We start from the raw sequence: 22,487 nt of genomic DNA, 5'->3' as shown, positions 1-22,487 counted from the left end.
CGGCAACCCGGTCAGATTGGGCTAGACGCTATCTATCTCCATGGTGCGGAACTCATTCTTCAGCCAATTGTGCCGGGCACACATCGGTCTTGTGAAATGCTGACGTATCAACTTGCTCATGGCCTTCTGGATCAAAACCGACGTCGTTGCCGGATATACTTCGGTTGTAAACAGCGACACTGTGCGAACGAAGTTGCTGCCGGGAAATGGCATGGCCTTTACGCTGTTGTGAAACCTCTGCGTTCGGTGAAAGCACGCGGCGGTCGTGATTGCCCAGCCGCTGCCCTGCGCAACCAGGCCGATGATGGATTGATTGCACTCCAGCTCAAACCGGTTGGGCAGGCTGTATTTGCTCCGGGCCAGTTGAGTTTCGATCTGCTTGCCGATCACATAGTCGCGCGAATACCTCAACAACGGTAAATCGGCATCCGGGTTGAACAGCTCATCCGGAGACCCTTCAAACTTGTTGGGAACCACGACGATGAAGGGGTCTCTCATCAGCGGGTATTCGATCAGCCCTTCGGTACGACCCAGCGGTCGCGTGGCGACGCCCACGTCAAGCTTGTGTTCCTGGAGTTTTGCAAGAATTTCGTGGCTGGGACGCGTGAAATGGCGGAAATTGCACCGTGGCAGAGCCTGTGCCAGAAAACGAACAAGATCGGGCGCGATCTGATTGTCAAAATCATCGACCAAAGCCAGTCGCAAGTCCGTCGCATGCTGCCAGTTTCCCGTTCGAATTTCGGCCTCACCACGCTTCAGCACAGTCAGACCATCACGCACATAGCGGGCAAATACCTCGCCCGCCGGCGTCAGGCCCATGGGGCGGCGCCCATGGTCGACCAAATCAATCCCCAACGCGCGTTCAAGGCTGCGCAGGTGGTTCGAAACCGTGCTGATCGACAAATCTGTTTCTGATGCGACCTGCTGAATCGATCCGGATTTGGCGATCAGCTGAAACACTTCCAGCCATCGAAGACTCAGAGATTTGGACACGGCAACCAACCATTGTTTCGATTTGTTCGAAACTAGCGAAGCAAAGTTTTGCCCCTGCGGCAATGAAGAAGTTGATCGAAAGGGTCGTTTCTAGGCTTTCATCCGCACAAAACCCGGGTCGTACGGGCTTGGGCTGATAACCGTCGCACCGATCCGTTTCCCGCAACTGTCCAGTTTCATTTCACGGCCAACCTGCGTCAGGGACGGATGGATGAAAGCGTGCGCCAGATTCAGCTTCGTGCGATGCCCCCATTCGCCCGACGTGACAGTACCAACGACGGTATCATCCTGCATCAGTGATGCGCCGGGATGCGCCGGGCCATGGGTTGAATCGATGCGCAAGGGGACCAGCTTGCGTCGCGGTCCTTCCGATTTCCGTTTCAACAGAGCATCACGCCCCACGAAGGCGCCCTTGTCCAACCGGACGAACCGATCCAGGCCGGTTTCAAAAGGATCAAATTCGGTGATCAGATCGGCTTTCCAGTGCAAAAAGCTCTTCTCCATGCGCATGGATTCAACGGCCCTGGCACCGAACAGTTTCAGCCCGTGCGTTTCGCCGGCCTCGCGCAAGGCAAGATAGGCCGCATAGAGCGAGGCGTTGGGAACATGGATTTCATAGGCCAGCTCGCCCGAGTAACTCAGGTTCATGACCGTGGCCGGAGCAATACCGACAAAACACTCGCGCACGCTGAGCCACGGGAACGCATCTGCCGACCAATCTCCTCTGGTGCAGGCTGACAGGACAAAACGCGACTTCGGGCCAGCCAGAACCAGAATGGTCTGATCGTTCGTCAGGCTGCGCAACTGAACGTCCTCATCGCTGCGCAGATGCAGGCGCAACCAATCCATGTCGTGAAACTCGCTTGCCGCGGCAGAGCCATACCAAACCCGGGCCGGACCCCGGTCGCTGGCGGGCAGATTGGCAATCGTCGCTTCTGCCTTGATCATACCGTGGTCATTCAACAGGTATCCCAACCCGACACGCCCCTCACGCCGAGAAACAAGCCCGCAAAACAACCGGTCCAGGAATGCGTGCCTGTCGGATCCCGTGATCTCGATGCGGTTGAACCCGTTGACCTCGGCAAGCCCGACGCCGGTTCGAATGCTTTCGACTTCGGCGGCCACCAAATCGAAGGTTTCGTCAAAATCGAAACTGAGCGTTGGCGAGAAATCGGGATCGGATTTGAAATAGTCCACCCTTTCCCACCCGTTGACCACAGTGAACTCGGCACCTTCAGATGCCAGAACAGGCGTCAGAGGGGTCGTCTTGGCGGGTCGGCCCGCGGGGCGGTGTTCATGCGGAAAATGAAACCTGAATTCGTTCTGATAATCCTCGATCGCCTTGAGCGCGGTGAGTTCCACATTGGCATGACCCGAAAACCTCCGCGGGTCGAGGCACCACGTGTCATAGCACGCCTCGCCATGTACGATCTGCTGCGCCAGCAACCACCCGTGACCGCCACCTTCACCCAGCCCGGCCCGCAGGCCAATGATGCAGTACGCGTTGCGCTTGCCCGGGATCGGACCGACCAGAGGCGCCCCATCAATTGTGTAGGTGATCGGCCCGTTGACCACGGTGTGAATACCAACCTCCATCAAGGCGGGCATGCGCGCAAAGGCCCCTTCCAGAACATCGGTTACACGGTCCAGATCATCCGGGCACAGCGCGTTCACGAAGTTCGGATCAATACCGTCCATACCCCAGGTTTTGCATCCCTGCTCGTAGAACCCAAGCAGCAGCCCGTTCTTTTCCTGTCGGCAATAATAGTCGCTGATCGGGCAGCGCAGCAGCGGCATCCGATGCCCGGCATCCCGGATAGCCTCAATCTCTTCGGACAGGAAATACTGATGTTCCATGGACGACACAGGATGATGCACACCCATCATGGCGCCGACTTCGTTGACCCTGTAACCACAGGCGTTGACGACGACATCACAGTCGATATCCCCGTGCTCGGTATGCACCGTCCAGGTGTCATCGCTGTGCTGTGTCAGCGCGGTCACCGGCGTATTTCGATACACCTCGGCACCCGCCTTGCGTGCCCGGCGCGCAAGGGCCTGGCACAATTGCGCCGGATCGATGTCGCCGTCCAGCGGATCCCAAAGCCCGCCGATGAGATTGTCGGTCGAAATCAACGGGTGTCGCCGGGCACATTCATCCGCGTCGATCACCTCGAAATGTACATCCATCCCCCGCGCCATGGACGCGAAGTGACGATAGCCTTGCATCTGCCCTTCAGTATTCGCCAGACGTATCCCACCGTCTGCGTGGTGATAGTTGATAGGATAATCCGGATCGTCGGCCAGTTCCTTGTACAGACGGATCGAATGGGATTTCAGGCCGACCATCGTCTGGTTCATGCCGAAATTGGTGACCTGCGCCGCCGAATGCCATGTCGTGCCCGAGGTCAGTTCATTCCGTTCGACCAAAACCACATCTGTCCACCCTTCCTGGGTCAGGTGGTAGAGCGTCGAACACCCGGCGATCCCGCCCCCTATCACAACGGCTCTGGTACGCGACTTCATGGCACTGCTCCTTCATTTTCGGCACCAGTCTTGCTGAATAACGGGATGGGCATACAACAGGGCAGATGCGGGTGCCGGAAAATCGAAACCGCGATTTCGAATTCTGAAAACGGCACTTCTTCTTTGATACCGGGACAAGTTGGGTCCTAGGGTGCAGGAAAACGCAAGGTAACGTAAACGAATGCCATCGGAGAGCGTCAAAAGAAGCGGTCGAAAGGCACGGCACGCACAGCGTGCGGCCAAGCCCGTTTTTGACCCTTGCCCGCCCGGCCAAAAAGGCGGGGCATTCAGGCCCTTGGACCTATCGGAAATCGAGAAAATTTACGACACCGCGCTGCGTCTGCTGGAAGAACTGGGGATGGGAGACGTGCCGGACAGGCTGGCCATCGACCTCAGGGCAGCGGGGGCTCAGGACCGGGAACAGAACCGGCTGGTTTTTCCCCGTTCAATGGTCGAACAGGCCATCGCCTCGGCCGCGAAGAGCTTCACCTTTCATGGCCGGGATGAAAACCGGTCCATCGAGGTGGGTGGCGACCGCGTGTATTTTGGCACCGGCGGTGCTGCGGTTCAGACACTTGATATCAACAGTGGGCTTTATCGCCCGTCTACCCTGGCGGATCTGCATGATTTCACCCGGCTACAGGATACGCTGGCCAATGTCAGTTGGTTCACCCGGTGCTGCGTGGCGACCGACGTCCCCGATGTGTTCGATCTGGACGTCAACACGGTTTATGCTTTGGTACGGAACACAACCAAACCAATAGCAACGTCCTTCACGTTGGCGGAACATGTCGGCCCGATTGTCGAGATGCTGGACATCGTCGCCGGAGGGGTCGGGGAATTCGCCAAACGCCCCTTCCTGAAAGCGCATATAAGTCCGATCATTTCACCAATGCGATACGGCGAGGATGCCGTGGATGTGGTTTATGAATGCATCGCCCATAACATACCGATGTCGTGCATTACGGCCGCGCAAGCGGGCGCAACCGCCCCGGCAACTCTGGCCGGATTTCTGGCGCAGTCACTGGCCGAAACGCTTGCCAGCCTCGTGATGGTCAATGCGATCAAACCCGGCTTTCCGATGGTCTTTTCCAACTGGCCTTTCATCGTGGATCTCAGGACCGGCTCTTTCGCAGGTGGCAGCGGTGAGACCGCAATTCTGAATGCAGCGTCAGCGCAAATCACGAACTGGCTGGGTTTGCCATCGGGTGTGGCCGCTTCGATGGCCGATGCCAAGGCCATCGACGCCCAGCATGGGGCAGAAAAAGGCATCACATCGCTGGCGGCAGCGCTGGCAGGAGGCAATCTGATCTATGAAAGTTCGGGGATGACGGCATCTCTGCTTGGGGTCAGCTTCGAGGCCTTTGTTCTGGACAACGAAATGCACTCGCACACGTATCGCATCCTGCGCGGGATCGAAGTCACCGAAGCGAACCTTGGCTTTGACGCCATCTGCCATTCGGTTCTGGGCGAGGGGCATTTTCTGGGCAGCGAGCAAACCTATGAAGCCATGGAACGAGATTACTTCTATCCGAAACTCGCCGATCGCCAGGAGCCTCGCACGTGGCAAACAGACGGTGCACTGGATGCATGGTCATCCGCACGGCAAGTCGCTCAAGAGGTGTTGAGCACGCATCACCCTGAATACCTCACCTCAGAACAAGACGCCGAAATTCGCCGACGTTTTCGTATCCTGCCCTGAATGACGGCGGGCATTCCCAGCACGTTGCCGAACCGTTAGGGTCACTGGAGAAACTTGCATAGGATGGGGCATCATGGCCGATTCATTTTTTCAACCGGTATCCGCCATGGAACTGGCCCGATTTGCCGGCATTCCCGCTTTCATGCGCCTGCCTATTCTGGATCTGGCGCACGAACGGATCTCGGAGGTCGAACTGGGCCTCGTGGGTATCCCTTGGGACGGCGGAACCACAAATCGCCCCGGCGCCCGGCATGGTCCGCGGCAACTGAGGGACTATTCCACGATGATCCGGGCGATGAACCCGGTTACGGGAGTGGCACCGTTTGCAATGGTGAACTGCGCAGATCTAGGAGACGTTGCCCCCAATCCCGTCGACATAGAAGACACGCTGGATCGGGTCACGCGTTTCTACACGGATCTTCAAGTCCGCAACATCACGCCATTGACGGCCGGAGGGGATCACCTGACCACCCTGCCCGTCCTTCGTGCCCTGGCCGCTTCGGGTCCGGTTGGCCTGATCCAGTTCGACAGTCACACGGACTTGTTCGATACCTATTTCGGAGGTCACAAGTTCACCCACGGCACCCCGTTCCGCCGCGCTGTCGAGGAAGGGTTGGTGGACCCCAAGCGTTTCGTACAAGTCGGAATCCGTGGCACGGCCTACAACACTGAAGATATCGAATGGGGCGAGGCGCAGGGCATCCGCATCATTCGCGTCGAAGAGCTGTTCGACCGGGGCATAGACGACGTCATGAACGAAGTGCGCGAGATCGTTGGCATGCAGCCGACCTACTGCACCTTTGACATCGACTTTGTTGATCCAACTTACGCCCCCGGCACGGGAACACCTGAAATCGGCGGGCCCAACAGCTTTCAGGCCCAGCAGGTCATTCGCAGGATGTCCGGTCTGAACCTTGTCGGCGCCGATCTTGTCGAAGTGTCACCGCCATTCGACCCCGACGGTGGAACGGCGTGGCTTGGCATCTCGCTGATGTTCGAGTTGCTTTGCGTTCTGGCACAGGCGATCGACGCGCGGCGCTAGGCCCGCGCGACGTTCTCGGCGATCATCGAAATCATCTCGAACATCACCGCCGCCGCCGTCAGTGCGGTGATGTTGTTGGGGCTGTCCTTGGTCGGCATCATGCAGACCACATCGCCGCCGACGATGTTCAGTCCGCGCGCCGCGCGCAGGATGCCGACCGCCTCATCTATGTCAAACCCCTTCTCACCTGGCTCCAGATTGGACACGGCCGGCGCGACGGTTGGGTCAAGACAGTCCAGATCGAAAGTGATGTAAACCGGGCGGTCGCCCAAAACCTCTTTGGTCTGCGCGACCACATCGGCCAACCCGCGCTGACGGAATTCGCGCATGGTGACGATGTTGTACCCGTAATCGTACGACGGTTGCAGCCAGTCCAGGCTGCGTGGATGGCCCCGCAGACCGATCTGCATCGACCGGGTTGGATCCACCTGCCCCTGATCGGCCAGATAGGCCCCCCAGTGGGCCGCGGATTTCTTGGCCCCCAGAAAGTGATCAACCTTGGTGAACACATCCGTATGCGCGTCCAGATGCAGAAAGCTGACCGGCTGTCCGCCCGCAAGTTTGCCGCAACCCAGGGCCTGAACAATGCCACCGGTGATGGAATGGTCGCCTCCGACGGAAACGGGGCGCGCTCCGGCCGTGTCTATGGTCTTGTAGAATTCAGTGATGCGTTCGATGCAGTCTTCGTTGTCGTTGGCCTTTGGAAAAGGCACATCACCAACATCGGCGATCCGCGCACTCTGCCAGGGATCAATTTCAAAGACCGAATGCACCCTGCGTTGTACGGCCGAGACATGCCTCAAGGCGCGAGGCCCCAGGTGCTGGTCCCTTTCGGTCGTGCCGTTGCCGGTTGAATGCGGCACGCCCGCCAGCGCGATATCCTGCCCTTCCGGCCCGACATTGGGACACCGGAACAATGTAGGCACGCCCCACCAATACAGGTTGTCCATCATCGACTGTTCATAGGGATCTGTCATGGCTTCCCCGGTTCAAAGAAAAGCGCCCCCGATCGGAACCGGGGGCGTTTGCGTTCAGAGTTTTTCGTCTTCTCGCCGGAACGCGCCCTGCACGATCCGGTCCATGACCATGGCAAGGAACAGGATCGCAAAGCCGCCCAGCAGGCCCGGCCCCTTGGCGGCGTATTGCAGCGCCTCAAGGATTTCCTTGCCCAGGCCGCCCCCGCCGATCAGCGAGATGATCACGACCATGGACAGGCACATCAGGATTGTCTGGTTTACACCCGTCATGATCGATGGCAGCGCCAGAGGGATTTCAACATCCTTCAACAATTGCCATTTCGACGCGCCAAAGGCCACCGCAGCCTCCTTGATGCTTTCCGGAACCCCTTGCATGCCCAGCGCCGTCAGGCGGATCACTGGCGGCATGCCAAAGATGATGGTGGCCAGAATTCCCGGCGGGTTGCCGGTGCCGAAAAAGGCGATGATCGGGATAAGGTAGACGAAGGCGGGAAGCGTCTGCATCAGGTCCAGAACCGGTTCCGCCGCGCGATAGGCGCGCTGCGATTTGCCGAACCAGATACCCAGCGGAATGCCGAAAACGACGCACAGCAACACCGCCGCACCGACCAGAGCAACCGTTTCCATCGCCACGTCCCAGTACCCCAGCAACGCGATATAGGCCAGGGAAGATGCGGTGAAGATGGCAACCCTTGGTCCCGCCGCACGCCAGGCCGTCACACAGATGACCAGCATGACCACCGGCCAGGGTGACCCGATCAGTGCAATCGTCAGCGCATCAAGCACCGACCGGACACCCGCCACGATCCCGTCGAATACGTCGCCTCCAGCTGCCGCCGCAGCATCAATCCTGGCCTCCATCCAGTTTGCCAGGCTCGAAAACAGCGTGCCGTTGCCTTCGCCAAGAAACATCGCAGAGACTTGTTGTTCCGGGAACGCGTCCAACAATGGAAGGGATGCGTTCACGGTGAACTTGTACACGATCAATGGTCCGATTGCTGCGACAAGGATCGCACCCATGACGATATTACGGGTCGAACGCCCACTTTCCGTGCTGTCCGGATCGATACGCCAGTTCGAATATTGTTTTTCGTAGACGCGGTCGGCGTAGAACCCTTGAACCAACTTGAACACCAGCAACATCAACAACCCGGTAATCAGGATGCCTGCCGCCTCGGACTGGGCGGCGGCGGCCCTTTCCAGGCTTGTGGCCGCTGCTTTCTGTATGTTCTCGGCCAGTTTGGTGAAACGGTCGATATCGGCCTGTTCCGTGGCATCCGCTGCGCGCGCCAACAGTTCGGCCGCGCGTTCCTGCTGACGGGCGGCGCGGTCCGCGAAATCGGCGCCGGGATTACCCCACGCGCCCCTGCCGATCTGAACCCACGCGATGATCTCAAGGATCAGAAAGGTCCAGAACATGCCCCAAATGGCGCGTGACGCAGACCAGAACGGCCCCAGCAACGCGGCCCATTTGTTGAATGTGTTGGGAATCGCGCTGGTCGCATCATGAATCTTGTGGAATGCGTTGACATAGTAGTCGCCGTTCGGACCAGCGAACTCTTTGATGGAAAGGTCCAGGGCCTCGCGATCGACCTCGATATCAGAGGCGGCGGTTACTTTCATCTCTGTTGCAGCATCAGTCATTTTTGCCCCCCTGGATACCGCGCAACAGGCGCGGCTTGGTCACGACGCCCACATCAACGCCCGCATCCGTGATGACGACCGGCAGATCAGAATTCACGGCCAGGTCGATCAATTGATCCAGATCCGCGCCCTCGTCCGCTCGGGGCGCACCGTCAAGTGGCCCTGAATAACTGTCCACCGGCTCCATGATGGAATGCGCCTTGACCAGTTTAAGTTTTGAGATGCCCTGAACGAATTCGCGCACGTAATCGTCGGACGGGTTCATGACGATGTCTTCGGGTGTTCCGATCTGCACGATGACGCCGTCCTTCATGATCGCAATCCGGTGGCCGATCCGAATGGCTTCGTCCAGATCGTGGGTGATGAACAGCGTGGTCTTCTTCAGCTGTGCCACAAGCGCTTTGAACTGGTCCTGCAATTGCAGGCGGATCAGCGGATCGAGGGCCGAGAAAGGTTCATCCATCAACAGGATTTCCGGGTCCGAAGCCAGCGCCCGCGCGATCCCCACGCGTTGCTGCATCCCGCCCGAAAGCTCTTTGGGCAGGCGGTCCTCGTAACCTGTCAGATTCACCAGGCTCAGCGCGTGATCCGAGACGGCCCAGCGCTTTGACTTGGACACCTTTCGGATCTCCAATGGATAGGCCACATTATCACGCACTGAACGATGCGGCATCAGCGCCATGTGCTGAAAGACCATACCGATTTGCTGGGCGCGAATGCGGCGCAACTCGGCTTCCGACAGTTTCGAAACATCGTGACCCAGAATTTCGATCCGACCCGCCGTCGGTTCGATCAATCGATTCACGTGGCGCACCAATGTTGACTTGCCCGAGCCGGACAACCCCATGATACAGAAAATCTCACCCCTCGGCACTTCGAACGTGGCGCCCTGAACGCCGACAACACAGTTGAACCGCTCCAGAACTTCCGGCTTGCCTATGCCTTCGTTTCTGACCGCTTCCATTGCCTCTTCTGCACGCGAGCCAAAGATCTTCCAAACGTTTTCTAGTTTTACGACAGGTTCGTCCATTTATCCCCCACAGGGCGATGCCCTGCCCGACAGAAAAAGGCCGCCGCGGTTTTGCGCGACGGCCCAAAGAGTGATTGTTTAGTTGGTCAGCCAGCCGATGACGGTGTCTTCATTCGCAGCCACCCATTCCTTGGCGAACTCAGCGGCTTCGATGTTGTCGACGGCCAGCGCCTTGCCCATCGCGCTCAGATCGTCGCCTGTCATCTGATAGTTGCTGAACAGGGCGGCCACTTCGGGATAGCTCTCTTCCAGTTCCTTGGCATAGTGCAGGTGAAGCGTTGCCCCGTTCCAGGCCGAGGACGCCTCGGACTTGGACAACCAATCCGGATCATCCGTGGGCTGAACGATTGTCCAGGTGGCCGGGTCGTGGGGCGGTTCTTCCAGAACCGTCAGATCCTGTGTCACGAAGATATAGTGCGGGCTGTAGCAAAACCCGATCCACGGATCGCCCGCCTTTGTCGCGTTCGCCAAATTGGCATAGGCAATGGTTTCCTCGTATTCCGTCAGTTCGAAGATCTGGTCATAGCCATAGGACTTGGCCCGGATCTTCTCGACGACGGTCGACGCCCAACCCGGCGCACCGATCCATACCTCGGGTGTTCCGTTGCCATCGGTATCAAAGATCGCAACCTTGTCGGGGTCGCTCAGATCATCGATCGACTTGATGTCATATTGTTCCGCGATGTAGGTCGGCACGCACATGCCCTGCTCGGCCTGAACCGGGTTTTGGTTCATGACGACGGTGCCGTTTTCCTTGACATAGGTATCGTGCAGGTTCTGCTGATTGGGCATCCACACTTCAGGATGGACATGCATCGAACCGCTGTCCATGGCTTCAAACACAATCGGGTTCGTGCCGTTTTGCAATTCCACGTCCAGGCCGAGGTTTTCTTCGATCACGACTTCAAGAATATGTGCCGTGGCGTTCACCGAGGCCCAGTTGGGCACACCGATCACGATATCCGCGGCCATGACCGGCCCGGCAATCGCGAAGGACGCGCTTCCAAGTAGCGTTGCAGTTCTTTTCATCTGATATCTCCGTGTTGGGTAGCTTCCGCGCTTGTTTTTCTCACCCTCTCGGGCCGTGGTTCGCTCTGGTTCAGGTCTTGAAAGACCGTGCCTTTCGGGTTTTTTGGGGCCAGCAAAATCACAGGCTTACATGGCTCCAAAAGTGAAGCACGTGGATGCGTGGGCCTTCAAGAGATACGTTTTATTACCCCTTGAATGCGGAATTATCGCAACATGGTTTCGACTTTTTGCGATTCAAGGAGGTGCGTCCGACATCTCCAAAGCCGGAAGCACCCTCAGGTATAATGAGCACAAGAATTGCTCGGGCAGAAAGCGCACCAGTCTCAACGCGGTCGGGCAGGTTTCCCTTTCAGTACGCTAAGGCCCCTTTCGGCAAACACTGATTGCGTCTGATTCTTTGGTTTGCGCGCGCTCTGTCCGTAAAGGCGGCGTGGAGCCTCCTCTCAGTTTTTGTCCACCCACTTCAACGAGGTCCTTCTGACAAGACCAGGTTCAACACTCTGTGAAAAGTGGCGCTTAATCGAACTTTGAAGCTGGCATTTGCCTACCTACTGGTAGATAGTTCCCATGTCGTAACCATCAAAGAGAACTGACCCCATGGAAATCAATTCGGACTTCTCTGACCGCGTCGTCGTTCACTCAGACCAGCTGGAGTGGCAGGCCTCTCCCATGAAGGGTGTGGATCGCAGGATGTTGGACAGGATCGGAGGCGAGGTCGCCCGGGCCACCACAATCGTGCGTTATGCGCCGGGCAGTCATTTCTCTGCACACACCCATACTGGCGGTGAGGAGTTCATTGTCCTTGATGGTGTGTTTCAGGATGAGCATGGCGACTATCCTGCGGGGACCTATGTCCGCAATCCGCCCACCACGCAACACACGCCGGGGTCGGAACCGGGCTGCACGATATTCGTGAAGCTCTGGCAGTTCGACATGGACGACCGAACCCAGTTTCGCAAAAGCATGGTGGATGAGCTGGGCGCGCGCGCAAATGGTATCGCCACCGCAATCCTGCATGAGGATGCGCGCGAGGTCGTGACCTACTCCCATCTAGACGCGGGTGCGACGCTGCGCTCGGACGCCCCTGGTGGGATCGAGGTTCTGATCATCGACGGGTCGGTCACCGAAGCCGGGGATGAACTGGTCAAAAACGATTGGCTGCGCCTGCCTGAAGGCCACAGCCTGATGGCCGTTGCGGGGCCGGACGGGGCCAGGATCTGGATGAAGACAGGCCACCTGCCTTTTGCCCAACCGCCGGCGGTGTAACCGATGGGTGACCAAAAACCCCTGGCGCAACACCACAGGTCGAGCGGGCCCCAAAAGCCGAACCTGCGCTCTTCAAGTGAGGGGTTCTGAACCATGCGCACGGATACGCTCATCATCGGCGGGGGGCTTTCAGGGCTCAGCCTTGCGACACAGCTTGTGGATCAAGGTCAGGAAGTGCTGATCGTCGAGGCGCGCAATCGTCTGGGCGGGCGCATTCTGACCGAGGCTCTGGGCGACGGCCGTTTCGACATGGGTCCGGCCTGGTTCTGGCCCGGCCAACCACGGATTGCCGCGCTGATCGAACGGCTGGGCCTGCACAGGTTTGACCAATTCAGCTCCGGCGCGCTGAGTTTCGAAGATGAACAAGGCCGTGTTGAGCGCGGCCGCGGGTTTTCATCCATGGAAGGGTCTTATCGTCTGATCGGGGGGCTCGCTGCTTTGACGGATGCGCTGTCGGCACTCTTGCCGGATGGGGCAATCCACCTGTCAACGCAGATCACGGCCTTGGCGCGCACCGAAGGTGGGGTTCGGGTCACCACGCAATCTGGGCGGCATGTTTGGGCGAGGCATGTTGTGCTTGCCATACCCCCACGTATCGCGGCCGAGTTGATCTTTGAGCCCACCCTGCCCGATGGCACGTTATCAGCCATGCGGGAAATCCCGACATGGATGGCAGGTCAGGCCAAGGCGCTTGCGGTCTATGACACTCCGTTCTGGCGTGACGACGGGCTGTCTGGCGATGCCATGAGCCGACGCGGCCCCATGGTGGAAATCCACGACGCGTCACCTGCCAGCGGTGGTCCCTTCGCGCTGTTCGGTTTCATCGGCATCCCTGCGCAAGCTCGCCGGGATGAAGGGGTGTTGCGGCAGCAGGTTCTGGCGCAGCTGGGGCGATTGTTCGGGCGCAAGGCGGTCAGCCCCAGCACGCTTTTCCTAAAAGACTGGGCGTTCGACCGCTTCACAGCGACCGATCTGGACCTTCAGCCTTTGTATACCCATCCGCAATACGGCTTGCCGAAGGCCATGACGCGAATCTGGGAAGACAGGATCATTCTCAGCGGCACTGAAACAGCCGCGCAATTTGGGGGATATCTTGAAGGTGCATTGGAAGCAGCAGAGACCACCGCAGCATTGTTGAGCGCATTAAGGATGAACGCGGCATGGAAATAGACACAAAGACCGCTCTGCTCAATTCTGCCGAATTGGCCGTGCGCAGCAAAGGCTTCGACGGGTTCAGCTATGCCGACCTTGCCAATGATGTGGGCATCCGCAAGGCATCGATCCACTATCACTTCCCAACCAAAGCCGCGCTGTCAGCAGCTTTGATGGACCGATACCATACCGAGCTTACCGGGCGCTGCGCCGAGATCGAGGAAACTTGTGACACGGCGGGTGCGCGCATGCGCGCACTGATCGCGCTGTATCGCGCGGCTTTGAACGACGGAAAAACCCTGTGCTTGTGTGTCTCGCTGATCATCAGCCGGGAAAGCTTGTCGAATGAGGTCACCGACAAAATCCGCGCGTTCCGGCGCATGATGACCCGGTGGATCGAGAATGTCTTTGCGCTTGGCAAAACGGATCTGTCGATCACGGGTGTTGCGGATCCGAAAGCAGAAGCACGCGCGGCATTGGCCTTGCTGGAAGGCGCTCATCTGACGGCTCGGGCCGAGAGCAGCGTACAAACCTTTGATGACGCCGTGGAAGTGTTAACAGCGCGATGTTTGTGACACGACCCAGACTTGCGCGCCCAGAATGGCCGCGTCGATTGTTGAGGCGCCTGCCCACCTCAACCCGGTTTTTTCCATGCGAGGCCAGCAATTCAACCCGCAAGGCTGAAAACCACACTCCAGCTTGACCCAGGCCGAGTTTCTGGCCGAGCTTTGCGCGCATGCGGTCACGAACCGGGCGCCCTCAAGCCCATCTTGGACCGTTGGATAGACCGCAGACGCGTCAGGCGAACTTCCGTTTCTGCACTCCGGAATGGCTTCGGCTGCTTCGTCATAAATATTGGCGAACCCTTCCCGGCAACCTTCGGGGCGTCCCGGCGGCACTTTGCCGAGCCGATTGGCCGCCCCCCCTGCCCCAACCCATTTCGGGGGATCATCCTGGTGTGGTCTTTGTAGATGTCGATATTGCCTGCGATACAGCGCATCAAGCGAATTGGCCGAGGCCGGATGTACTCACCTCCAGATTGCGGCCATCGCAGGTCACAAAAGCCTCTCTATGGTTCTAGAATACTCGGCAGGTACCGGCCAAATGCGACTCGCAAAGCAGGCTCGGCCCAAGCGGGACCAGAACAGGAACCGAACATGGGAATCTTCCGGGAAAACCGTTGGTTCGGAAAGTAACAAGAGACGGTCAGCGTATGGTCGAATTTGCCATTTTATGGCGGGGAGACAGGGATTCGAACCCTGGGGACGCTCTCACGCCCAACGGTTTTCAAGACCGCCGCATTCGACCACTCTGCCACCTCCCCGTCGACAGCAGGGTCTAAGGCGAAGTTCGACCGGAGGCAAGTCGAAATCGGGAAATCTTGCCGAAGCCTGTGCAGCGGTCTTTCCATGACACTTCAGCCACGTTATGATCCGCACGAAAGACCGCAACAGGCTGGCATACAGAACCAGCAGACCGGCAGCGGGGTTCGGAAAACGAAACCCCTTCAGGCAAGGGATAAGCAGATGAAGCGAGCGATCGAGACACGCCCGGGGCCGAAACGGCTGGCGTATCTGGCGTTGACTTTGACGATACTGGCCGGATGTGAAGAGGCTTTATCAACTTCTGAATCGGCTGAGAAACCGGAAGACAATTCGGGGAAGACGGAACTCCTGCCCGAGGTGGCCACCGGCTCTCAGCGTGATGTCGAAGCCCCTGAGGTTTTTCAGACAACCGAAGCAGGGCTTTGGGATGGCCGGCCGTCTCTTGGCGGGATATGGGTTGCGCACCCGGATGCGTCCCAACCTGAACGTGTCGTGATCAGAAACATGTCCAACAACAAATCCGTGACCGGCGCCCTGTTCCGGCGCGAGCGCAACCTGCCAGGACCCGCGCTTCAGGTCTCGTCCGCTGCCGCGAAAGAGTTGGGAATGCTTGCGGGCGCGCCGACAAAAGTCAGCGTCGTCGCACTGCGCCGTGAAAAGATCGAAGAACCGTCGTCGGAGGATGCGCCGGAGGCAGAAGAAACGGCAGCCGAAACCACGGCCGCAGGTGCCGATGAAGCTGCCGGCACTCAAGCGTCCACAGAGCCGGAAAAACCGGCCAAACGGAAGTGGTGGCAGAAAAAGGAAACAGCCGCCGCCGCGGCGGGTACGGCTGCGGTTGCCGCGGGTGCGGCCAGTGCATCGGATGAAACGGCTGAAGACGTCGAGCCCGCAAGCGAAGACGCCGAGACGGCCACTTCTGCGGACGATCAGGTCGAAGCATCTGCCGAAAAACCAGCCAAGCGGAAATGGTGGCAGAAGAAAGCCCCCGCAGCTGCGGCTGCGGGAACTGCCGTGGCCGCGGCAGATACAGCAACTGACAGCGCAGACGTAGCCGCCGAAGCCGCCGAAGCCGTGGCGTCCCCCTCTTTGTCGGATGCACCGGTCACGCCCCCCGCCGAGCAACCTGCCAAGCGGAAATGGTGGCAAAAGAAAGACCCCGCCGCGATCACCGAAACGCCACTGGACCCGATAGAGGGGGCCGCAGCCGCAATTGATGCGTCAGAAGCCACTCCTGTCGCAGCCGCCACAACGTCGGCGACATCTCTGAGCAAACCGTTTGTTCAGATCGGAACCTTCAGCGTAGAGGCGAACGCCAAGTCAGCCGCCCAAAAGGTGCGTCGGAACGGCATGCCCACAGTTGTACGGGAACTGAAAACAGCAAATAGTACTGTCTGGCGCGTGCTGGTTGGCCCCGCCGCAACCCGGGCCGAGCGCAAAGCCTTTCAAAAGGACGTGAAAGACCTTGGCTTCAAAGACGCGTTCACGGTAACCGACTGATTAAGGGAGGCGTAACATGCTATCCTCAATACGAACATCCGTTCTGGCTCTTGGGCTTGCCGTTCTGGCGATACCTGCCCAGGCTTTTGATACATCCGCCCGCGCGGCTTATGTGATCGACCAAACCACCGGTACCGTGCTGCTGTCGAAAGAAGCCGACCAACCATTGCCGCCTGCGTCGATGTCCAAGCTCATGACGCTTTATGTTGCATTCGAAGCATTGCGGGACGGGCGCTTGACGCTGGACGAAACCCTGCCTGTTTCGGAACACGCGATGAGCTATGGCGGCTCGACAATGTTCCTGAACACGCAGGATCGCGTACGTGTCGAAGACCTGCTGCGCGGCATTATCGTTTTGTCGGGCAATGACGCCTGCGTCGTCATCGCCGAAGCGCTCAGCCCGGATGGCACCGAAGCAGGATTTGCGCGATACATGACCCAGCGGGCCAAGCAGATGGGCATGAACAATTCGAACTTCGCAAATTCAAACGGCTGGCCCGCCGCCGGGCATATGATGTCGGTTCATGATCTGGCCGTTCTTGCGGATCGGCTGATCTCGGACTTTCCAGAATACTACCCCCTTTTCGCCGAAGAGGTTTTCGAGTTCGATGGCCGCGCACCCTCGAACGCCCGCAACCGCAACCCGTTGCTGCGGCTGGATATCGGTGCAGATGGCCTGAAAACCGGCCATACGCAAGAAGCGGGCTATGGCCTTGTCGGGTCCGCCAAACAAGGCGACAGGCGGGTGATCTTTGTGCTGACGGGTCTCGACAGCACCGGCCAGCGGGCAGAGGAGGCTGAGGCCGTGGTTAACTGGTCGTTTCGAAATTTTGTCGAGAGGACAGTTGCCACCGCGGAAACGCCGATAGCCGAAGCCAAGCTGTGGATGGGCGAGAAAAAGACCGTGGGGCTTGTTCCCGAAGGTGATCTTAATGTGCTTTTCCCGGTTCTGGGCACCCAGAATGTCGAGGCCGAAGTGGTCTATGAGGGCCCGATCAACGCGCCCGTCAAGAAAGGTCAGCAACTGGCCGAACTGGTGATTAAGCCCGAAGGTTTGCCGGAAATCCGGCGGCCTCTGGTGGCAGCCGAAGATGTTGCGATTGGCGGGTTTGTGGTGCGCATGCTGACCGTCGGCGGTATCGTATTGAAAGACGTGATCAACAACCCGCTGGAGTCGATGTGACGAAAGCGGGGTTTTTTCTGACCTTCGAAGGCATTGACGGTTCAGGCAAGTCAACACAGGCGCGGATGCTGGCGGAACATCTGCGTGCGCAGGGTCGCGAGGTGGTACTGACGCGCGAGCCCGGCGGCTCTGCGGGGGCCGAGGAAATTCGCAGACTGGTTTTGGAGGGCGACCCGGATCGCTGGTCGGCCGAGACCGAGATTCTGCTGTTCACCGCGGCCCGCCGCGACCATCTGGAGCGTACCATCGAACCTGCTCTGGCAGCAGGGAAGGTGGTGATCTGCGACCGCTTTGCTGACAGCACACGTATGTATCAGGGCCTGTCCCGGGGCGACCTGCGAAATCTGGTGGATCAGTTGCACAGCCTGATGATCGGGCGCGAACCGGACATGACGCTGCTGATCGACATGGACCCTGAAACGGGCCTGGCACGCGCCAAGGGGCGACAAGGCACCGAAGAACGGTTCGAGGACTTTGGCCCGGAATTGCAGAAAAAGATGCGCGCCGGCTTTCTGGCGCTGGCCGATGAGTTCCCGGACAGGTTTCACATCGTGGATGGCAACAGGGACATGGACAGCGTTGCGCAGGATGTGACAGAACTCGTCCAGGCAGCACTGCGGTAGACGATGAGCGACGATATCCCTTCTCCGGATCAGGTGCCGGGCGCACCACATCCGCGCGAAACCGGTCGGCTTTTTGGCCAGGACGCGGCGGAACAGACATTTCTGTCCGCTTACACGTCAGACCGTTTGCATCACGGTTGGCTGCTGACAGGGCCACGCGGTGTCGGCAAGGCGACACTGGCCTGGCGAATTGCACGGTTTCTGCTGGCCACGCCGCCGGCAGAGGATGACGGGTTGTTCGGCGCGCCGCCTCCGCCCAAGACGCTCGACATCGATCCCGACCACCCGGTGGCCCATCGCATTCAGGCGGGGGCAGAACCGGGTTTGGCGGCGATAACCCGGTCGCTGAACGATCAGGGACGGCTGCGCAGTGAGATCGTCGTGGATGACATCCGCAAGCTTGGGAAGTTTTTTGGCCTGTCCTCTGCGGACGGCGGCCGCCGCGTCGTGATCGTGGATTCAGCAGACGAAATGAACGTCAGCGCCGCCAACGCGTTGCTGAAGATGCTGGAAGAGCCGCCTGCCCGCACCACCCTTTTGCTGGTATCGCATCAACCCTCACGCCTGTTGCCAACCATCCGTTCACGCTGTCGCACGCTGCGCCTCGGCCCGCTGAACGCGCAAGACATGCAGGCCGCCCTGTCACAAACGGAAACCGAAACTCCCGCGCAGACAGAACACCTCGCCGCACTTGCGGCAGGTTCAGTCGGAGACGCCGTGCGTTTGATCAATCTGGGTGGTCTGGACATCTATGCCGAACTGATCGCCATTCTGGGCACCCTGCCCCGCATGGACCGCCAGCGCGCGCTGGCTTTGGCCGAAGCGGCAGCACAGCGCGGCGCGGCAGACCGGTTTGAACTTTTGCTGACATTGATCGACGTTGCTCTGTCACGGCTGGCCCTGACCGGGGCAACAGGCACGCCCCCGGTTCCTGAAGCCGCCCCCAACGAGGGTGAAACACTGGCGCGTCTGTCAGCATCGCCGGATCAAGCCCGTCGCTGGGCCGAGGTCGCCGCGACGATCACAGCCCGGGCGCGACATGGTCAGGCTGTCAACCTTGACCCTGCCGCTCTGGTCCTAGATACGGTGTTCAAGATACAGGAAACCGCCGGTCAGAACAGATGAGCGACACCCCCCAGATTACCGACAGCCACTGCCATCTGGACTTCCCGGATTTCGAAGGCCAGTTGGACGACATCATCGCGCGTGCAGCCCAGGCTGGCGTGACCCGGATGGTGACGATCTGCACCAAACTGCGCAACGAACCCGCTGTCCGTGCGATTGCCGAAGCCCACGCGCCGATCTTCTATGCCGCCGGCACACACCCGATGAGCGCCGCGGACGAGCCATTGGCCTCGGTCGATGATCTGATCGCCCTGGCACAGCATCCGAAATTCGTCGGTATCGGTGAAACCGGCCTGGACTATCACTATACCGCAGATAGCGCGGAAGTTCAGAAACAGTCCTTGCGCATCCATATCGAAGCAGCCCAGCGCACCGGGTTGCCCCTGATCATTCACGCCCGCGCAGCTGATGAAGATATGGCCGGCATTCTGGCCGAAGAATATCGCAACGCGCCCTATTCCTGCGTCATGCACTGCTTCTCCTCCTCTGCTGAACTGGCCAAGGCCGCCTTGGATTTAGGTTTTTACCTGTCCATGTCCGGCATAGCCGCCTTCCCCAAGAGCCAGGAATTGCGGGACATTTTCGCAAGCGCCCCGGTGGATCGCATTTTGGTGGAAACCGACGCGCCCTATCTGGCCCCGCCGCCCTATCGCGGCAAACGAAACGAGCCGGCCAATACTGTGCACACGGCCCAAAAGGGGGCCGAAATCTTTGGCATGGACTATGCCGCTTTTGCTGACCAGACACAGGCAAACTTCGACCGGCTGTTCACCAAAGCGGCATCATACAAGGCCGCCGCATGACCGGCTTCCGATTTACAATTCTGGGCTGCGGATCCTCTGGCGGCGTGCCGCGATTGGGCGGTCAATGGGGCGATTGTGACCCTGCGAACCCCAGGAACGTCCGGCGCCGCTGTTCGATGCTGGTCGAACGCGACGGGCCAGATGGCACAACCTCGGTTCTGATCGACACCACGCCTGATATGCGCAGCCAGTTGCTGGATACAGGTACAGGGCGGTTGGACGGGGTCGTCTATACGCATTCCCACGCAGACCATGTGCATGGAATCGATGATTTGCGCATGATCGTGTTCAACATGAAAACCCGTGTTCCTGTGTGGGCGGATGGCGACACCCAGAACGCTTTGTTGGGGCGGTTTGGATACGCGTTCATTCAGCCCGAGGGCTCCCCTTATCCTCCGATCCTCGAGCTCAAGTCTATCGACGGTCCATTCGAAATCGACGGCCCCGGCGGCCCGATTCCGTTTCGTCCTTTCAAAGTGAATCACGGTTCGATCGATTCCCTTGGCTTCCGCATTGGGCAACTCGCCTATCTGCCGGATGTCGCCGAGATCTACGACGACGCCTGGCCCGAAATGAAAGGGCTGGACTGCCTTGTCATCGACGCCCTGCGCCGCTCGCCTCATCCGACGCACGCGCATCTGGAAAAGACGCTTGGGTGGATCGAAAAGCTGCAACCGAAGCGCGCGGTATTGACCAACATGCATATCGACCTCGACTACGCGACCGTCGACGCCGAAACCCCCGACCACATCACCCCCGCCTTCGACGGGATGGTGATCCATCAGGCACAGTAGGCCGCTGCCCGCCGCCCGCAAAATATCGCAGCAGGTCCGTCGCGGGAGGGTCACATGCTGCAAAGCCTGATCGACGTCATTCTTCCGGTTTTCCTTGTAATCGGGGCCGGGTATACGGCAACCCGCACGGGGTACTTCAAACAAGCGCATGTCGATGGGCTGATGAAGTTCACCCAAGGCTTTGCGATTCCCTGCCTTTTGTTCCTGGCCATCGCGCATCTGGACCTCGGCGCCAGTTTCGACCCCCGTCTATTGGCCAGTTTCTATTCCGCTGCCGCCCTGTGTTTCACGGCAGGTCTGTTCGGCGCACGCATCATTTTCGGGCGCGACTGGGAGGATTGCGTCGCCATCGGGTTTTGTTGCCTGTTCTCGAACTCTGTCCTCTTGGGCTTGCCGATTACCGAACGCGCATACGGGCCCGAGAACCTGACGGGCAACTACGCGATCATCGCCTTCCATTCTCCGTTTTGTTACGGCGTCGGGATCACGGTGATGGAGGTCGTGCGAAGTCGCGGTCATGGAGGCATCCGCATGGCACGGTCTGTTTTGTCCGCAATGTTCAAGAACGCGCTGATCCTTGGTATTGCCCTTGGGTTTCTGGTCAACCTATCCGGTCTGGCGATCCCTGCCGTGGTCGACGAAGCGCTGGGGTTGATCACCCGTGCTGCCCTGCCCGGGGCATTGTTTGCCTTGGGCGGAGTGCTGGTCAAATACAAGCCCGAAGGCGACCTGCGCACCATCGCATATGTTTGCTGTATCTCGTTGATGCTGCATCCCAGCCTGGTGTGGATGTTCGGCAAATCCGTGGGCCTGCCGCAGGACCTGTTTCGGTCGGGCGTATTGAATGCCGCCATGGCTCCGGGTTTCAACGCCTATATTTTCGCCAATATGTATGGTCGCGCAAAACGGGTCGCAGCGTCGGCCGTACTTATCGGAACAGCCTCGTCCATTCTGACCGTCTGGCTATGGCTGACACTTCTGGGCTAACTGTGGTGTTGACTTCAGGTCGACGTGAAACACCTATCGCGCAACGCAGCAGGAGATCCGAATGTCACATGCAATTATCGTCGCTCATGGCCAACCGTCTGACCCGGAACCGGCGGAAGCTGCACTTGCTGCATTCGCAGCCAAGGTCAACGCGCTGACCCAGCATGTGGCGGTGCATTCGGCCACTCTGGCCGCGCCGGGCGCGTTGGAGGCGAAGCTGGACCGCGCGCCCGAAAATTCGGTCATCTATCCACTTTTCATGGCAAAGGGGTGGTTTGTCACCAGCGCGTTACCCAAACGGCTTGGGCACCATCCGGCAAAGATTTTGGACCCGCTTGGAATTGACCCGGACCTGCCGGCCCTGACCGCAGAGGCCCTGCAATCGGAATTGTCCGACAAACACTGGGCCGCTCGGTCCACTGATCTGGTCATTGCCGCGCATGGTTCCGGGCGCAGCCGGAACCCGTCGTCCGTGGCGTTGCAGTTTGCGAAACAGCTTGCGGGATTGGTGGCTTTCAAATCTGTTCGCGTCGGTTTCGTCGAAGAGCCACCTTCCATATCTGACGCCGCCAACGGCACCGAAGATCAGGCGCTGTGCCTTCCGTTCTTTGCCTGTGCCGGAGGGCACGTGCAGGAAGACGTCCCGCAAGAGCTGGATCGCGCGGGGTTTTCAGGCGTGGTCCTGCCGGTGGTGGGAGAGTTGCCTCCGATCCGGCAACAGATAGCCAAGAAGATAAATGAGGCATTCGATTCAGCCTGAAGCCCCGATACGTTGCCCATCGTGTT

Annotated in this window: 19 protein-coding genes and 1 tRNA gene; 13 read left to right on the top strand and 7 right to left on the bottom strand. The window is 59.1% G+C overall.

Features of this window, described 5'->3' with window-relative positions; translation table 11 throughout:
• Positions 1-21: 21 nt before the first annotated feature.
• A complete protein-coding gene (locus tag ACR0DJ_RS04295) occupies positions 22-993 on the bottom strand; it encodes a LysR family transcriptional regulator (protein ID WP_480683989.1) in 972 nt (323 codons plus the stop codon).
• A 90-nt stretch (positions 994-1,083) separates the two neighbouring features.
• A complete protein-coding gene (locus ACR0DJ_RS04290; protein WP_480683987.1) occupies positions 1,084-3,519 on the bottom strand; it encodes a GcvT family protein in 2,436 nt (811 codons plus the stop codon).
• A 181-nt stretch (positions 3,520-3,700) separates the two neighbouring features.
• Here ACR0DJ_RS04290 and ACR0DJ_RS04285 point away from each other — a divergent pair, with 181 nt between their 5' ends.
• Positions 3,701-5,221: a trimethylamine methyltransferase family protein gene (locus ACR0DJ_RS04285; RefSeq protein ID WP_480683985.1), complete on the top strand. Its 1,521-nt coding sequence runs from the start codon at positions 3,701-3,703 to the stop codon at positions 5,219-5,221.
• A 73-nt stretch (positions 5,222-5,294) separates the two neighbouring features.
• On the top strand, positions 5,295-6,263 hold the full coding sequence (locus ACR0DJ_RS04280; protein WP_480683984.1) for an agmatinase: 969 nt from the start codon (positions 5,295-5,297) through the stop codon (positions 6,261-6,263).
• Here the strand turns inward: ACR0DJ_RS04280 and ACR0DJ_RS04275 are convergent.
• The 4 genes from ACR0DJ_RS04275 to ACR0DJ_RS04260 all read right to left on the bottom strand — a co-directional run bounded on the left by ACR0DJ_RS04275 (position 6,260) and on the right by ACR0DJ_RS04260 (position 10,943).
• Positions 6,260-7,240 carry an arginase family protein gene (locus ACR0DJ_RS04275; RefSeq protein WP_425078516.1) on the bottom strand — a complete coding sequence of 327 codons (981 nt, stop codon included), beginning with the start codon at positions 7,238-7,240 and terminating at the stop codon, positions 6,260-6,262. The two genes, ACR0DJ_RS04280 and ACR0DJ_RS04275, sit on opposite strands and share 4 nt — an antisense overlap.
• Before the next feature lie 54 nt (positions 7,241-7,294).
• Positions 7,295-8,884 (bottom strand): ABC transporter permease, encoded by a 1,590-nt coding sequence (locus ACR0DJ_RS04270; RefSeq protein WP_170343820.1) that lies wholly within the window; start codon positions 8,882-8,884, stop codon positions 7,295-7,297.
• Complete coding sequence (locus ACR0DJ_RS04265; protein WP_170343819.1) at positions 8,877-9,914, bottom strand: quaternary amine ABC transporter ATP-binding protein; 1,038 nt, start codon at positions 9,912-9,914, stop codon at positions 8,877-8,879. Before ACR0DJ_RS04265 ends, ACR0DJ_RS04270 begins: the two co-directional genes overlap by 8 nt.
• A 78-nt stretch (positions 9,915-9,992) precedes the next feature.
• Positions 9,993-10,943: an ABC transporter substrate-binding protein gene (locus ACR0DJ_RS04260; RefSeq protein ID WP_480683982.1), complete on the bottom strand. Its 951-nt coding sequence runs from the start codon at positions 10,941-10,943 to the stop codon at positions 9,993-9,995.
• Positions 10,944-11,540: 597 nt separating this feature from the next.
• Here ACR0DJ_RS04260 and ACR0DJ_RS04255 point away from each other — a divergent pair.
• The 3 genes from ACR0DJ_RS04255 (at position 11,541) to ACR0DJ_RS04245 (ending at position 13,936) form a co-directional block, all read left to right on the top strand.
• A complete protein-coding gene (locus ACR0DJ_RS04255; protein WP_480683981.1) occupies positions 11,541-12,209 on the top strand; it encodes a cupin domain-containing protein in 669 nt (222 codons plus the stop codon).
• Positions 12,210-12,302: 93 nt separating this feature from the next.
• Positions 12,303-13,379 carry a flavin monoamine oxidase family protein gene (locus tag ACR0DJ_RS04250; protein ID WP_425078518.1) on the top strand — a complete coding sequence of 359 codons (1,077 nt, stop codon included), beginning with the start codon at positions 12,303-12,305 and terminating at the stop codon, positions 13,377-13,379.
• On the top strand, positions 13,370-13,936 hold the full coding sequence (locus tag ACR0DJ_RS04245; RefSeq protein WP_170343815.1) for a TetR/AcrR family transcriptional regulator: 567 nt from the start codon (positions 13,370-13,372) through the stop codon (positions 13,934-13,936). Before ACR0DJ_RS04250 ends, ACR0DJ_RS04245 begins: the two co-directional genes overlap by 10 nt.
• 659 nt (positions 13,937-14,595) lie before the next feature.
• On the opposite strand, the gene ACR0DJ_RS04240 is transcribed toward ACR0DJ_RS04245, so the two are convergent.
• Positions 14,596-14,685: transfer RNA gene (locus tag ACR0DJ_RS04240), tRNA-Ser, on the bottom strand.
• A gap of 202 nt (positions 14,686-14,887) precedes the next feature.
• On the opposite strand from ACR0DJ_RS04240, the gene ACR0DJ_RS04235 reads away from it, so the two are divergent.
• The 8 genes from ACR0DJ_RS04235 to ACR0DJ_RS04200 all read left to right on the top strand — a co-directional run bounded on the left by ACR0DJ_RS04235 (position 14,888) and on the right by ACR0DJ_RS04200 (position 22,461).
• Positions 14,888-16,186 carry an SPOR domain-containing protein gene (locus tag ACR0DJ_RS04235; RefSeq protein ID WP_480683980.1) on the top strand — a complete coding sequence of 433 codons (1,299 nt, stop codon included), beginning with the start codon at positions 14,888-14,890 and terminating at the stop codon, positions 16,184-16,186.
• 16 nt (positions 16,187-16,202) lie between these two features.
• Positions 16,203-17,369 carry a D-alanyl-D-alanine carboxypeptidase family protein gene (locus ACR0DJ_RS04230; protein WP_170343813.1) on the top strand — a complete coding sequence of 389 codons (1,167 nt, stop codon included), beginning with the start codon at positions 16,203-16,205 and terminating at the stop codon, positions 17,367-17,369.
• Positions 17,366-17,992 (top strand): dTMP kinase, encoded by a 627-nt coding sequence (tmk, locus tag ACR0DJ_RS04225; RefSeq protein ID WP_170343812.1) that lies wholly within the window; start codon positions 17,366-17,368, stop codon positions 17,990-17,992. The genes ACR0DJ_RS04230 and tmk overlap by 4 nt, the downstream gene beginning before the upstream one ends.
• A gap of 3 nt (positions 17,993-17,995) precedes the next feature.
• Positions 17,996-19,117, top strand: coding sequence for a DNA polymerase III subunit delta' (locus tag ACR0DJ_RS04220; RefSeq protein WP_480683978.1), 1,122 nt, complete (start codon positions 17,996-17,998; stop codon positions 19,115-19,117).
• Entirely contained in the window at positions 19,114-19,920 is an 807-nt protein-coding gene (locus tag ACR0DJ_RS04215) for a TatD family hydrolase (protein WP_480683977.1), read from the top strand. The genes ACR0DJ_RS04220 and ACR0DJ_RS04215 overlap by 4 nt, the downstream gene beginning before the upstream one ends.
• Entirely contained in the window at positions 19,917-20,714 is a 798-nt protein-coding gene (locus ACR0DJ_RS04210; protein WP_170343809.1) for an MBL fold metallo-hydrolase, read from the top strand. Before ACR0DJ_RS04215 ends, ACR0DJ_RS04210 begins: the two co-directional genes overlap by 4 nt.
• A 54-nt stretch (positions 20,715-20,768) precedes the next feature.
• Positions 20,769-21,701 (top strand): AEC family transporter, encoded by a 933-nt coding sequence (locus tag ACR0DJ_RS04205; RefSeq protein ID WP_170343808.1) that lies wholly within the window; start codon positions 20,769-20,771, stop codon positions 21,699-21,701.
• 61 nt (positions 21,702-21,762) lie between these two features.
• Positions 21,763-22,461, top strand: a complete 699-nt coding sequence (locus ACR0DJ_RS04200; RefSeq protein ID WP_170343807.1) for a CbiX/SirB N-terminal domain-containing protein — start codon at positions 21,763-21,765, stop codon at positions 22,459-22,461.
• The last annotated feature ends 26 nt before the right edge of the window (positions 22,462-22,487 follow it).

Source organism: Ruegeria sp. BF10 (assembly GCF_056538725.1).
The sequence above is the reverse complement of the archived record's forward strand: the minus strand, read 5'-3'. Positions and strand labels throughout refer to the sequence as shown.